14 protein-coding genes are annotated in these 14,539 nt (G+C 39.0%); 6 read left to right on the forward strand and 8 right to left on the reverse strand.

Features of this window, described 5'->3' with window-relative positions; genetic code table 11:
- Nucleotides 1-304 precede the first annotated feature (304 nt).
- Nucleotides 305-3,967: a DNA polymerase III subunit alpha gene (gene dnaE, locus CQA63_RS07265; protein WP_104700569.1), complete on the forward strand. Its 3,663-nt coding sequence runs from the start codon at nucleotides 305-307 to the stop codon at nucleotides 3,965-3,967.
- A gap of 9 nt (nucleotides 3,968-3,976) precedes the next feature.
- Nucleotides 3,977-4,372 carry an META domain-containing protein gene (locus CQA63_RS07270; protein ID WP_104700570.1) on the forward strand — a complete coding sequence of 132 codons (396 nt, stop codon included), beginning with the start codon at nucleotides 3,977-3,979 and terminating at the stop codon, nucleotides 4,370-4,372.
- A 60-nt stretch (nucleotides 4,373-4,432) separates the two neighbouring features.
- On the opposite strand, the gene CQA63_RS07275 is transcribed toward CQA63_RS07270, so the two are convergent.
- Nucleotides 4,433-5,332, reverse strand: a complete 900-nt coding sequence (locus CQA63_RS07275) for a fumarylacetoacetate hydrolase family protein (protein WP_233706668.1) — start codon at nucleotides 5,330-5,332, stop codon at nucleotides 4,433-4,435.
- Nucleotides 5,333-5,694: 362 nt separating this feature from the next.
- On the opposite strand from CQA63_RS07275, the gene CQA63_RS07280 reads away from it, so the two are divergent.
- Nucleotides 5,695-6,645, forward strand: coding sequence for an HDOD domain-containing protein (locus CQA63_RS07280; protein WP_104700571.1), 951 nt, complete (start codon nucleotides 5,695-5,697; stop codon nucleotides 6,643-6,645).
- A gap of 675 nt (nucleotides 6,646-7,320) precedes the next feature.
- Here CQA63_RS07280 and CQA63_RS09880 read toward each other — a convergent pair.
- From CQA63_RS09880 to CQA63_RS07310, 7 genes are all read right to left on the reverse strand, one after another.
- Nucleotides 7,321-7,497 (reverse strand): hypothetical protein, encoded by a 177-nt coding sequence (locus CQA63_RS09880; protein WP_158655518.1) that lies wholly within the window; start codon nucleotides 7,495-7,497, stop codon nucleotides 7,321-7,323.
- Nucleotides 7,498-7,575: 78 nt separating this feature from the next.
- Nucleotides 7,576-8,280, reverse strand: coding sequence for a hypothetical protein (locus CQA63_RS07285; protein WP_104700572.1), 705 nt, complete (start codon nucleotides 8,278-8,280; stop codon nucleotides 7,576-7,578).
- 24 nt (nucleotides 8,281-8,304) lie between these two features.
- A complete protein-coding gene (locus CQA63_RS07290; RefSeq protein ID WP_104700573.1) occupies nucleotides 8,305-8,610 on the reverse strand; it encodes a hypothetical protein in 306 nt (101 codons plus the stop codon).
- A 526-nt stretch (nucleotides 8,611-9,136) separates the two neighbouring features.
- Complete coding sequence (locus CQA63_RS07295; protein WP_104700574.1) at nucleotides 9,137-9,823, reverse strand: MotE family protein; 687 nt, start codon at nucleotides 9,821-9,823, stop codon at nucleotides 9,137-9,139.
- On the reverse strand, nucleotides 9,820-10,248 hold the full coding sequence (locus CQA63_RS07300) for a flagellar export protein FliJ (RefSeq protein WP_104700575.1): 429 nt from the start codon (nucleotides 10,246-10,248) through the stop codon (nucleotides 9,820-9,822). Before CQA63_RS07300 ends, CQA63_RS07295 begins: the two co-directional genes overlap by 4 nt.
- 2 nt (nucleotides 10,249-10,250) lie before the next feature.
- Nucleotides 10,251-11,492: an adenylosuccinate synthase gene (locus tag CQA63_RS07305; RefSeq protein ID WP_104700576.1), complete on the reverse strand. Its 1,242-nt coding sequence runs from the start codon at nucleotides 11,490-11,492 to the stop codon at nucleotides 10,251-10,253.
- 31 nt (nucleotides 11,493-11,523) lie between these two features.
- Nucleotides 11,524-12,360, reverse strand: coding sequence for an ATP phosphoribosyltransferase regulatory subunit (locus CQA63_RS07310; protein ID WP_104700577.1), 837 nt, complete (start codon nucleotides 12,358-12,360; stop codon nucleotides 11,524-11,526).
- Nucleotides 12,361-12,516: 156 nt separating this feature from the next.
- On the opposite strand from CQA63_RS07310, the gene mnmA reads away from it, so the two are divergent.
- The 3 genes from mnmA to CQA63_RS07325 form a co-directional block, all read left to right on the forward strand.
- Entirely contained in the window at nucleotides 12,517-13,614 is a 1,098-nt protein-coding gene (mnmA, locus tag CQA63_RS07315) for a tRNA 2-thiouridine(34) synthase MnmA (RefSeq protein ID WP_233706669.1), read from the forward strand.
- A 53-nt stretch (nucleotides 13,615-13,667) separates the two neighbouring features.
- Nucleotides 13,668-13,994 carry a hypothetical protein gene (locus CQA63_RS07320; protein ID WP_104700578.1) on the forward strand — a complete coding sequence of 109 codons (327 nt, stop codon included), beginning with the start codon at nucleotides 13,668-13,670 and terminating at the stop codon, nucleotides 13,992-13,994.
- Nucleotides 13,939-14,539 (forward strand): cache domain-containing protein (locus CQA63_RS07325; RefSeq protein WP_211305735.1); only part of this gene is annotated, 601 nt, incomplete at its 3' end. The genes CQA63_RS07320 and CQA63_RS07325, both read left to right, overlap by 56 nt.

A 14,539-nucleotide genomic window follows, 5' to 3' on the forward strand; every position in this document is an offset into this window, starting at 1 on the left:
TGTTATTTGCTTTAGAATCTTAAGCTATTTGTTATGTTTTCTTTGAGTGTGAAGCATTCGCTAAAGGAAACACTCATAAAGCCTCCAACGTCTCCCAGCGGTGAAATATACTACTAGCGACTTTAAGTCTAAAGTGAGAAGGGGGTAAAGATAGCTTGCGTTATAGGGAATCTTTCTTACTTTCAATAAAGACTCAAGGAATATCACTTATAATTTACTCAATTGATGTATTTTCACTCACAAATAGATTTAAACTAACTTGAAACTCATCATTTGCACTTATTTGCACTTAAAGGATAGTACAATGAGCTTTACACATTTGCATTTACATACAGAATACTCCCTCCTTGATGGGGCGAATAAAATCAAATTTTTAGCAAAACGTGTGAGAGAGTTGGGCATGGATTCTGTAGCGGTAACAGACCATGGCAATATGTTTGGGGCACTTGATTTTTATGTAAGTATGAAAGAAGAGGGGCTAAACCCCATTATTGGCATTGAAGCCTATCTCCACAATGGCGATACACTCAATGACAAGGACACAAAGCAGAGATTTCACCTCTGCCTTTTTGCTAAAAATGAAATAGGCTATAAGAATCTTATGTATCTTAGCTCTCAAGCTTATATTAATGGCTTTTATTACTATCCGCGCATTAATAAGGCGCTGCTACGGGAGAGAAGCGAGGGCTTAGTGTGCTCTTCGGCGTGTTTGCAGGGTGAGGTGAATTGGCAGCTAAATGTCAATAATCCGCGTAATGTGCGCTATGGAGCTAAGGGCTATGAAGTCGCTAAAGAAGTCGTGCTTGAGTATAAGGATATTTTTGGCGAGGATTTTTATTTAGAGCTTATGCGCCATGGGATTAATGATCAGTTTTTTATTGATGAGCAGATTCTTAAATTAGGCAGGGAGTGTGGGGTAAAGGTGATTGCTACCAATGATACGCATTATTCTATGCAAGAAGATGCGAGTGTGCAGGAAGTGGCTATGTGTGTGGCAATGGGTAAAACACTCCATGATAAAGATAGATTGAAGCATTCTGTGAAAGAATTTTATGTGAAATCTCCCGAGCAAATGCAAAAGCTCTTTTTAGATGTGCCCGAAGTGATTGAAAATACCCAAGAAATCGCACGTAAATGCCGCTTAGAGCTGGATTTGAAAAATATTGAGATTAAAAATAAGCACACAGGTGAAGTATTATTGCATAATACCCCCGCCACGCCCCCAACCTTTAAAAATACGCAAAGCTACGCCCAAAGCGAGGGCTTAGAGCAAAAGCTCAATACCCCCCTTTCTTCCATAGATGATGCGCTGTATTTTGCCTATAAATGCAGAGAGGGCTTAAAGGAGCGATTAGAGCATATAGATGAGAGTTTGCATGAGCGCTACAAGGAGCGATTAGAGCGAGAAATTGAGGTGATTACCTCTATGAAGTTTCCCGGCTATATGCTGATAGTGTGGGATTTTGTGAATTTTGCAAAGCAGAGTGGTATCCCTGTGGGTCCGGGGCGAGGAAGTGCCGCTGGAAGCCTTGTGGCTTATGCGCTAAAGATTACTAATATTGACCCCTTGAAGTATGACTTGCTTTTTGAGCGGTTTTTGAATCCAGAGCGGGTCAGTATGCCTGATATTGATATGGACTTTTGCCAGCGCAGAAGAGGCGAGATGATAGAATATGTAGCCAATACTTATGGCAAATATAATGTAGCCCAAGTGATTACCTTTGGCTCCTTGCTTGCAAAGGGTGTGATACGCGATGTCGCTAGAGTGCTTAATATGCCCTATAATGATGCAGACGCCTTTGCGAAGCTTATACCCGCAGAGCTTGGCATTACCCTTACAAAACATATAGGCAAAGACGGCAAAGAAAAAGATGGTGCATGGGAGAAAGAGCCCAAACTCCGCGAGTTTGTTAATAGCAATCCTTTAGCCAAACAGGTGTGGGATTATGCTGTGCTTTTAGAGGGCTTAAAGCGTAATGCAGGCACACACGCAGCGGCTATTGTGATAGATTCTAAAGAAGAGCTATGGCATAAGGTGCCCCTTTATACCAATGACAAAATGCAAGGTGTAGCTACGCAATATTCTATGAATTGGCTTGAACCAGTGGATTTGATTAAATTTGACTTTTTAGGCTTAAAGACACTCACAGTGATTGATGATGCGATTAAGCTCATCAAAAAGCGCTATGACGTGGCAATAGACTTTAGCATTATGGATATGGAAGATAGCAAGGTTTATGAGAGTATCCAAAGTGGCAATACATTGGGCTTATTCCAAATAGAATCTGAAGGTATGCAAGCCTTGGCTAAAAAGCTAAAGCCTAGCACTTTTGAGGATATAGTAGCGATGCTTGCTCTCTATCGCCCCGGTCCTATGGAATCAGGTATGCTTGATGACTTTATTAATCGCAAGCATGGTTTGGCTAGCATTCATTATGCTTTTGATGTATTAGAGGGGATTTTAAAGCCCACTTATGGCGTGATTGTCTATCAAGAGCAGGTTATGCAGATTGTGCAAACTATTGGGGGCTTTTCTTTAGGTGGGGCGGATTTAGTGCGCCGCGCTATGGGGAAGAAAAAGCTTGATGAAATGATAAGGCTTAAGAAAGAATTTGCCGATGGAGCAGAGAAGCAGGGCTTTGATAGAGCTAAGGCAGAGGATTTATGGGAGCTTATTGTCAAATTTGCCGGCTATGGATTCAATAAATCTCACTCCGCAGCCTATGCGATGATTACTTACCAAACCGCGTATTTGAAAACTTACTATGAGCATGAATTTATGGCAGCTATGCTTACAAGTGAGACTAATAAAATAGAATCTGTAGCCAAATATATTGATGAAGTCAAAAGCTTGAATATCGACATAGTGCCCCCGCATGTGAATATATCTGAAAATGACTTTGGCGTGGGTGAGTTTGATGGGGAGAAAAAGATTATCTTTGGCTTAAGTGCGATTAAGGGCTTAGGAGAGGCGCCTATTGAGAATATCATACAAGAGCGCGAGAAAAATGGTGTGTTTAAAAATTTAGAAGATTTTATCGCACGAGTGGATTTCTCTAAGCTTACTAAACGTTCGCTAGAGCCGCTTATCAAATCTGGTGGGCTGGATAATTTGGGGTATTCGCGTAAAAGTATGCTTGAGCATATTGATATGCTTTGTGAAAAAGGGCGCGAGAAAGATAAGGCAAAAGAAATGATGAGCTCTTCGCTTTTTAGCGGAGATGATGTAGAGATTAATATTCAGCTAGGGATAAAAAATGAACCTGAATATGATGTGCGCACTTTGCTTGATTATGAGTATGAATGTATGGGGATTTATGTATCAGGGCACCCGCTTGATGACTTTAGAGAGGAAATCAAGGGCATAAAAGGCGTGGTAAAAAGCATAGAGTTAGAGCAGTTGCAGCTTAATTCCTCATGTATGCTTGTGGGCAAGGTGCTTAATATTAAGCGTAAAATCAGCAAAAAGAGCGGCAAGCCCTTTGGAAGCATTGAATTTTTGGATTATGGTGGGAATATGGAAATTATGGTGTTTGAAAAACACCTTGAGAGTTTGGAGGGGCTTAATTTGCAAGAGCCTTTAGCCCTTAAATGCAAGGTTGAGGAGAGGGAGGATAGCATAAGTCTTCGTATTTTGAAGATTCTCACCCTTAAAGAAGCCCTAAAAGAAACAACAAAAGTGGAGTTTAAAGATAAAAGCGAAGTCAAAGAGGAAGAGAGGATTATTCCCATTGATATGAAGCCTGAGCAGGTTGATATGTGTATGCCTTTATGCGTGGTTATTAGCGCTCAAAGTGTGCAAGAGGGGATTTTAGAGAAGTTCAAAGCCCATGCGCAAAACCTTAAGGGCAACCATGAGCTGCATTTAAAGCTTAAAAATGACAACTTTGGCTATACATTTATTAGTAATTTAAAAGTGCATTCGAGCATTAAGGAAGCCTTTGCAGAGCTTGAATGGCAGAGTTAGGAGGGGTAGATGAGGGGTAAGTGGCTTTTAGGTTTGGCTCTTTTGCTGATAGCTTGTAATGCACAAAATACGCCAGATATTTTGGGGAATTGGGTTTGTATTAAACTACAAGGGGCAGATAAGGATTTTAATGTGCCCCCTCATGAGATATTTGTGTATTTTGAATCAGGGAATTTAAGCGGAAATGCAGGGTGTAATCAGTTTTTTGCGCAGTATCACTTGCAAGGAGAGAGGCTAAGTATTAGTGCTTCAGGCATAAGCCGTATGCTATGTGATGAGCAGGCAATGGAAAGAGAAGCGCGATTTATGGAACTTTTTAGCCAAGGGGAGAGCGAGATAAGCATTAGAGGACATGAGCTGATTATACAAAAAGGGCTTACATACGCGGTTTTTATTAAAGGCTAAAGTGGCAAGTTTTCTTTCATCTGCTTTTTGCCTTTGCGTTTCCCCTCCGTTTTTATGAATCTAAGCCCTAAAAAATGTCTGCAAGATTCCTATCCCTTCTATCTCACATTTGACAACATCGCCTGCTTTGAGAAACTTGGGAGGGTTAAAGCCCATACCTACCCCATCAGGCGTGCCCATTGATATAATGCTCCCAGCCTTTAGGGTAAAGTAGCTCGAGAGCTCACAAATCGCATGGGGAATGTCAAAAATTAGTTTTGACGTATTGCTATTTTGTCGCAATTGGTTATTGACATAGCTTTTAATGGTAAGGTTATGAGGATTAAGCGAATCTCTTAGTACAATACAAGGACCGAGAGGGAAGCTCCCCTCAAGGCTTTTACCCGCATACCACTGCTTGTGCTTAAGCTGTATATCCCGCGCAGAAATATCATTAGTCATACTATAGCCAAAGACAAAGTCCATAGCATTTGCCCTTGTGGCGTGGGTGCAATCTTTACCTATAATCACTACAAGCTCCACCTCATAATCAAGCTGCGTGGTTTTAGCACCAATAGAAAAGCTTGCATTTGGGTTGGTGCATTCATTTACGCGCTTGCTAAAATATATAGCCTCTTCTCTTTTGGTATCGCATATCTCCTTTTTGAATCGAGCAGATTCTTTAGCATGCTCCATATAGTTAATGCCTAAACAAATCACATCTTGCAGTGGGGATTTAATGGGGGCTAGAAGCTGCACATCACTTAGAGGAATGCGCGGGGTAGAGGCATTGAGATTAAAGCTCTCAAAATGCACAATAAGCTCATTCATATCATGGGTTGCTTCAATGGGGGCTATCATATCCTCTCTTTTATTTTCGCTTATATCTTGCATATTTTCAGCAGGGTCGGGTAAAAAACCAAGAGAGGGTAGCGCGTTAGGTGTTTTATTATGTATATATCGTATTAATTTTCCTTTCATATTTTCTCCTTTTGTGTAAAGTATAGCATTTAATGCCATCTAGTGAGTAATGTTCAAAGCAAGTTTGATTTAGAGCCTTTAAATGGGCGAATCGTTGTTATAAGACTTTTTGTAAATTGGCGTGCTTGTGAAAGCAAAGATATGGCATAAAGAAAGCCGCAGCAAACGCAAGTTAGACTTGAAACCTCGCATATTTTCATATACATTATAGGGGCGATATTTTGTCTCTCAAAAATATGACAATTTTTATCTTTAATTTAATAAAAGTCATTAATCCCTTATCTTTTGTCATAAGTTTAAGCAGAAAATAAGCAATATTTCCATATAAACAATTTTTATTATTTAAGTTGGAGGACTATATCATGGAATCTACTGCTATAACTCAAGAAAAAGAATTACAAACCACAACTTCTGCTGAATTATCCCCCCCCCCAGCAGAAAATGAAGAGATTGAAGAAGTCATTCCTGAATATACCCAAAGCGAGCTTTTAGAAAAGGTGATAAATAGCTATCCGCCATTGCCAAAGGTAGCTCTAATGCTACGAGATTGTGCGCAAGATACTTGCTCATCTTGGTGTATAGAAGAAGTTACAGGAGCTATTTCTGATGATCCACTTTTGAGAGACCATTTGATAAATTTAGTAAATTCGCCTTTTTATGGATTTTCTAATGAGATTGTAAATTTGAGGCAGATTGTTTCTTTGCTTGGTATTAATAATGTCGCGAGTATAGCCATTGCAACATTTTTTGAGAGTAGCATACATATAAATGTTTCACCATATGGGCTAGAGCCAGAAGAATTTATCATCAAATCTCGCAAGGCGGTTAGCTTTGTTTCAGATTGGTTTTCTTCAATCGATAAAAAGTTCGCACAAGAGCTTATCCCTTGTATATTGCTTTTGAGGGCGGGTATGGTTTTATTCTCAAAAGTTTTGCTAGAAGTGAGAAAAGACAAGGCATTTTTGGAATCTCTCAAGGCAAATAACTATGATATAACCCTTGTGGAAAATGAGTTTTTTGGCACAGATCATTTGAAGATACTCGCGGATTTGTTTGAAAAGTGGAAGTTTGATGATTTGATTGTAGAGAGTGCTAAGTTTATTGAAAACCCGGGTGAAGCCCCAATAGAAGCGATGAAAAATGCTTATGTACTTGCTATTGCTAATGCGGCATTTGGACCGCGAGGCGTGCAGAATAAAAAGAAAGTCAGTGAGCTCGTACGCCAAGCTAGAAAGCAAGCGGTAAATATAAATATCGGGCGACTTATTGAGATTTGTCCTTTTACGATTATATTAGATGATCGTGCTAAATAGTTTGAAGAGTTAAGGCATAAATTTAAGGCTCACTTACCTTTGCCACTTACCTTATTTGCGGGCTTTGTATTACTCTAAGGCAATACAAGCTTAGCTACCCGCAATAGCAAACACACACTAAATCCAATCACCAGCAACTCCGCCCTCTCTTGTCATCACTAACCCTCGATAGGGGGTTAAGAATTGCTTTTTGATTTCACTAGAAAATCTGTTATTTTGTCATGTCTAAAGCCTGCATAGCAGGCGAAGAATCTCTGCGGGCTTGAGTAGCGATTCTAGGAGAGTTCTTCACCCCCTATTGGGGAGTTCGTGATGACAAAATTTCTTAGTTACTTTGCTCATTTTGTGCTAACAACCTAACCCCCATCAATTTGCTTACCTTACTTACATTTGCCCACATTTTTTAATACTTAAAAATTTACAAAAAGTTATGAAAATGCTAACTTTAGGAATAAACCCTATAGTTTAGAAGAGATTCTGTATGAATTTATGTCGTGCATTATTTGCATAAATATGTTGAATGGGACATATATCCTCTTTTCGCACAAACAACTTATTCTTCTCTATAGCGTTTTTAGCTTCTATCTCATATGTTTCGTTCTAAAGTGCGATAAAGCAATTTGGCTTATTTTAATGGTTTTAGTGGCATAAGTGGGTTGTACATAGATTCTAGTTCTAGGGGATATTTGGAGCATTGAAGTTAAGCCTTTGGGTATTGCAAGTTTCTAAAGGATTCAGGCAGGGTTGGTAGTCTTGCTCCAGCCCGAAGCTATATTTATCAAACAACGCTCCCCCACAACCTGTAAGTAAAACAACAAGAGTTAAAATGCACATAATCTTGCTAACACACATTGTAGCTACCTTAATGAATTTCTTTAAGCGAGGCAGATTGAATAAATATCGAATCTGCCCTCAAAATTTGACTTGAGATTATTTGAATGAAAACTCAATCCCAAATTCTAGCATACCAAGCAAGTGGCTTGTCTTTGGGTAGCTTAAAGTATCATTTGCCTTTGAAGCGGCTAGATTAAAATATTGCACCCTTGCATTTACAAAATACGCCAATTTCTCTGAAAGCTCATAGTTAAAGCCCAAAGAGCCTTTAATAGCGTAGCTATAACCTTTTGTGTTTGCATAGGCATTTTCTACAATATATGCCCCAGAGGTGTAGTAATAGCCTATATTATACTCATAATGTGCCTTGCCTTGCGTTCTTATAAAGCCTTGAAGATCTAAGCCCACAGAATGAGTGCTCAGTGCAAAGTCCTTAGCTACCAAATCTGTGCTAAAAGAATCATAAGCATAAACAAGATTAATAAAGAGTGGATTGCTTTGAGAAATGGGATTAAACCCTATTTTAACATGCCAATTAAAGAGAGAAAAATCATCACTCCTGCCATCTCTTTTGGCTTTTCCTAAAGCGAAATCAGCCCCTCCTTGTGCAAATAACCTATCATTAAAGCTAAAGTCTCTGCCTACAAGAGTAAGATAGCCGCCTGTATTTTTCATATCTTTTTCACCATCACTTTTATAAAGCCCATATACACCGCCCACACCTACGCGTAGATCGCTTCTTGTCTCATACGCATAGAGCAATGAGCAAAATAAAGATATAAGAATAAGATACTTTTTCATGTTCCCTCCTTAGCATTGACTCTATTAAAATTTTTGAGAGCCTGAAGCACCGATTTTGCAATTGCTTCCACCTGCAGCTTTACAAATTCCATAGCCTATAAGACTTATGCCTCCACTTATAAGTAAGCCGGTGAAAAAGCCTTCTCCCTCAGTTGCTCTCATTTCTTCTTCTGATAAGACAATGGCATTTACATTAGATGTTTGAAACAATGCTTCCATATCTGCTTGAGATAGGCTTGTTACTTTAGAATCTTTTAAAGATTCTGCTCCTGAACAAAAATTTGCCCCTAAAAGTGAGGCAAGTATTAAAAAAACAAATGTCTTCTTCATAAAGACTCCTTTCAAGTAAAATTTTGTTACTCAATAGTAACGCTTCTTAATTTATAAAATCTCTTTGGGTGTGTCAATAAAAATTGAATTATAAATTTTAACTTTTTACATTTTGTAACATATAAGAATAACTTTTTGTGAATTTTTAAGCATTGAAAAATGTGGGCAAATGTAAGTAAGGTAAGCAAATTGAGGGGGTTAGGTTGTTAGCATAAAGACTCGCAAGATAACTAAGGAAGTTTGTCATCACCAACCCCCGATAGGGGGTGAAGAACTCTCCTAGAATCGCTACTCAAGCCCGCAGAGATTCTTCGGCTTTGCAAAACCTGAGGCAAAACAAGCCCTCTAAGCGATTCAAAGGAGAGATATTTTACATTTTATACATTGTCCTTATAGGGGGTCATGCAAATGCGCTTATGTGCCCTGATAAATTCATTGCTACACACAAAGTACCTCCCTCACATAATGTTATGTCCTAAAAATTATCAAAAGGTAAGATATAAAGAGGCAGAGGTGTAAATGAATCTTACTCCTCTTGGGTGGGTTGTGTATCGTTGCTATCATCTATAGTTTCATCTGTAGGAGTGCTATTTGGCTGGCTCAAGGGGACATTCTCTTTGGTGGGTTGGGCAGGGAGAGAGCGAATGCTGGAGGTAAGCTTTGCGGCTTTTTGATTGTCCATTTTGCCTAAAATTTTTGTAATGTCTTTAACATCCATTTGCGAGAGAATTTCCACAGCCTCTTCTTCTGGCAAGTCTGCGAGTATCGCTGCGGCTTTTGCCTCTTTCATACCTTTATAGGCTTTGATGATTTTATCATCTTTTTGGGCTTTAATTTGTGAGAGGATGGCTTCATTATGTGCGATTAGTTGCTGTATTTCATCTTTTTTCTCATCAAGCTCTGCGAGATTTTGCTTATGCTTTTCTTCCTCCTCTGTTTTTGCCTTCTCTTGCTCTTGTGCAAAAAGAGTGATTTTTTCATCAATTTGCTTTTCTTTGTCATTCAGTTGGCGCTCTTTCTCATCGAGTAATACTTGCGTGGCATTTTGGAGCACCTGCAATGCCTGCTGCCGCTCATCAATTTCATCAAGCTGGGCTTTGATTTCTTCCTTGCGTGCTTCAAAAATAATGCTACAATCAAGCAATTGTGAAGTTTCTCCAAAGCTATGCAAACACACAGCGCATAATAATCCAAAGAGAGCAAAACATTTCATATACGCTTACCGCCTGTGCGATTATAAAGCATCATCGCAATTTCATCAACCTCTCGTTTTTCCCTATTGTTTAAGGCTTTGAACATCTTATCTTGCTCTTTTTTGTCCAAAAAGGCTATTTTTTCATATTCAATATGGTGTTTTTTGTATTGATTTTGAAGGCTATTTTTGTGAAGCAGAAGTTCGTTAAGCTCATCTTGTATATTTTGGAGATGGGCAAGAAGCATTTTTTTCATCTCATTATATGCTTGCATTGCACTAAACATACCATTTTGAGGCATTTTTAAGCCTACAAGCTCATCTGCAATGCGCTCAATTTGCGCTCTTTTGTTGGTAATGTTATTTTCATTTTGCAAAATAGCACGTTCGCATTCTTGCATGTCTTTTTTGCGTAAATCTATGATAGGGCTAAACTTTGTTGTCATATTTAACGCCTAATAATGTCATCACGTTCTGGGCTTGTGGAGATTGTAGTAATTGGCACATTTACAAGAGATTCTAATTCATTAATGTAGGTTTGGGCTGCTTTTGGTAATTGTGAAAAATGACGCTTGCTATGGGTTTTGTCCCAACCTTCAAATTCCTTATAAATAGGGGAGACATCTTCATAAGAAGCAGGAGGGGAGCTGATTTGCTTGCCATTATATTGATAGCCTACGCATACTTTGATTGATGAAAATCCATCAAGCACATCAAGTTTCATAATATTTAAGCTTGAGCAGCCATTTAAACGTGCCCCATAGCGCACAGCAACAGCATCAAACCACCCACAACGTCGCGCACGTCCTGTTGTAGTGCCAAATTCCCCCCCAGCCTTGCGTAATCGCTCCTCCACTTCTCCGCTCTCTTGGGTGGGAAATGCGCCATTACCAACGCGTGTGCAATACGCCTTTGCAACGCCAATAATTTGCCCAAGATCACTTGGGGCTAAGCCAGTCCCACTGCATGCTCCAGCTGCGATAGTCGTAGAGCTTGTTACAAAAGGATAGGTGCCATGGTCAATATCAAGCATACTGCCTTGAGCGCCCTCTAAAAGTATCTTTTGCCCTTTTGCTTGTGCGTCCCATAAAAGCTGCGTAGTATCGGTAATAAAGGGTAAAATTTGTTTAGATATAGATTCTAAATAAGAAAAAACATCTTCTACGCTTGGAAACACCACATCATACATCGCCTTAACGCATTGGGCTTGCTCATAAATAGCCTGTATTTTGGCTTTGAGTTTGGTGGGTTGGTATAAATCTGCCATACGCACGCCATTGCGTGAGACTTTATCAGCATAGCATGGACCTATACCTTTGCCTGTAGTGCCAATGGGTGTGGCTTTATTTGATTCTTTAGCTTTATCGAGTATCTCGTGGTAGGGGAGAATGATATGAGCTTTTTCACTTATAAAAAGCCGCCCCTCTAGTGAGGGAAATGAATGTAATTCGCTTAGTAAGGCTTGGGGATTGATAACAACGCCATTGCCGATAACATTTTTGCATTGCGGGTGTAGCACACCAGATGGCATTAAATGGAGGGCGGTTTTTTGCCCATTTACAACTATTGTATGCCCTGCATTATGCCCTCCCTGATAGCGCACAATATAGTCATATTCTTTTGCCATTGCATCAACGATCTTGCCTTTTCCTTCATCGCCCCATTGAATCCCCACTATCAAATCTGCCATAAACTCTCCCTTGAACTTCTCTCTTAAATGCCTAAATGAGGCATTCTACTACTTCATCAGTATAGATTGCAAACCCGCATGAGTTTTGCTCCCCTATGCTATATTTGCCCCCTTGCAATAAAGTTGCATTGCCTATAAACATACGGAAAAATAAATCCCCATAATATGAAGTGGGTGAAAACGCTAAGGGAGAAAAGATGCTTTTCTCATATTCGCAATAACTTGCACATTCTAAAAGCCTCTCTAGCTCACCGCGTAAAAATACAGGGGCAGACTTCATCGCATTTTGGACATCTTTTTGTGTTTTAATATGGACTAAATCTGCTATATAATCACCCATTTCTAAGAGTTTGCCCACATCTTGTGAGGCAAATACATCTATATCCACGCCACTATGTTTAGCACATAAAAGGGGGATTTTCATATTTGAGATTTGTAAATAAGGCTTAAGCCCCAACTCTTGTAAGATATGCGCACCTAGACACACCACAGGCGAGAGGCTTTCCCCTCCTAAGTGCTCTGCACCGATTTGGTGGATTTCAGTCGTGGGGTAGCTAAAGACAGGCTGGATATAAAACCATTTTTTATGCTCACTGCTTTTAATATGCTGAGTTACTATGCGCATAGCCTCAAAGGTAGTATCATAGCGCAAGCCAATTTGATGATTGCTCTCGCTGCTTAGGCGCACAAGCTCACGATTTAAAATATCTCCTTGATGTTCTAAAAATGTGAAAGTGGGGGTTACAATCTCCCTATAGTCATTTTGATAAAATGCTTGAATTGCACATGATTCCACCTGACGCTTTAGTTTGGCTGATGTGTCAAAGTATAATTTGCTTCCCTGCGGTAGCTCATGCTCTAAAATCACAAAACACCTCATATTTATGTAAGATTTATTATTTAGAATGAATCGATTTAAAAAAGGGCTAGATTATAGCACAAAATCACTTTTTGCTCTATTTACACAACTTACCTCAAATATGCTAAAATTTATCTTTGTAAATTATTTTATAAAGGATTTTTTGTGAAAGTTGCACTTCTTATGAGTGGTGGGGTTGATAGTTCTTACTGCGCCCATCTACTCTCAACACAAGGCTATGAAGTTATAGGATTCTATCTTAAACTCCATAATAAAGAAAAAAAGCACCAGATTTTTATTCAAAATTGTCAAAAGGTTGCACAACATTTGGGTATTGCTTTTGAGGTGCTTGATTTACGAGAAGCCTTCAAACAGAATGTGTATGATGCTTTCATTCAATCATATAAAGAGGGGCAAACTCCCAACCCTTGCACTATTTGCAACCCTCTTATGAAATTTGGCTTAGGGCTCAAAAAGGCAGATGAATTGGGCTGTGATTATATCGCTACTGGGCATTATGCACAGATTAAAGAGGTGGATGGCATTAAGCGCATTGCAAAGGCTGTTGATGACACAAAAGATCAAAGCTATTTTCTCTATGCTTTAAAACAAGATGCCATTGATAGAATCCTCTTCCCACTTGGGGCTATGTATAAAGAAGATGTGAAAAAAACTGCCCTTTCACTCTTACCCTTTCTTGGGACATTGCAAACGTATAAAGAATCTCAAGAAATTTGCTTTGTAGAGGATAGTTATATTGATATTTTGAGAATGTATGAAAAAGTGGATAATCAAGGGGTTGTCCGTGATAGTAGCGGTAAGGCAGTGGGGACGCATAAAGGCTATATGCACTATACTATTGGCAAACGCAAAGGCTTTAGCGTATTTGGCTCGCATGAGCCTCATTATGTCAAAGCCATTTTGCCAAAGAGCAATGAAATTATCGTAGGAACGAAAGAGGAGCTTGCTATAGATTCTATAAAAGCCCTCAATAAAAGTCTTCCTCAAGCCTTTAGTGGCGGTGTATATGACATTAAAGTGCGTTATCGCTCTGTACCGCTTAAAGCACATATAACACTGCAGGGAGAATATATCCATGCTAAACTTTTAGAGCCTGCATATGGTGTGGCGCAAGGTCAAGCCCTCGTGGTCTATCAAGGTGATTGTGTATTAGGTGGGGGAGAGATTTTGGAGGCTTGGCAAGATTGCAAAAATACTAAGACTTCGCATAAAGAGCAAGTAATGCAGCATGAGGGCATTTGAGAAAGCCTAAGGGGCAGGAATTTAATCTAAAATTTAAATGAGTTGGGGGGAAAATGTTTGCAAGCATAAAGTCAAAAATGCTATTTTTAGCTTTGGGGATAGTGGTTGTTTTTGCTGTTATTTTTATAAGTTTTTATATCAATAATGCAAAAAGTATAGAGGCTGTAAGTGTTGAGAATGAACTCATACTGAGGGAACAAAATAAATCAAGGATTAAAGATATGAGCCTTCAAATGGCTCATACTCTAGGCGAGCTTTTAAAAGGCGTTTCTAGCGAAGAGAAGCAAATAGAAATTATTAAAAAAATGGTTGATGATTTTAGATTTGAAGCCGATAAAAGCGGGTATTTCTATATATTTGAGGACCATTTGCCTCTATAATCCAGCCGCCCCACATCTCAATGGCAAAGACATACGAGGAAATAAAACTTTTGATATTGTCCCCCTTTATGAAGCGGCTAAAAATGGAGGAGGGTTTGAGACATTTTATTTCAACAAACCCGGCGAGAATGAACCATCTGAAAAACTTTCTTATTCTGCACCCATTCCTAATACCAATGATATGTGGGTAGGAACGGCTATTTATACAGATAATCTTGCAACTATGGCACAAGAGAGCTCACAACATGTGAAAAATATAGTAGATAATAGTTTTTATGTAACGATGATAATAGCTTTTGTGTGCCTGATTGCTATTATTTTGTTTATATTTGTGTTTTATGAAAAAATCCAAAAATCAATCAAAATACTCTCACATAATCTCAACATTTTATTTGATAATCTTGCGCATAAAGACAATAACAATCATATCTTGCAACCTACTTCCCAAGACGAACTTGGTCAAATGGGATTAGCCATTAATGAAAACATACAACAAACCAAAATAGGCTTAGAGCAAGATGCCAAAGCCGTAGAACAATCTGTAG

The sequence above is a fragment of the Helicobacter marmotae genome, from assembly GCF_003364255.1.
Taxonomy (GTDB): Bacteria; Campylobacterota; Campylobacteria; order Campylobacterales; family Helicobacteraceae; genus Helicobacter_C; species Helicobacter_C marmotae.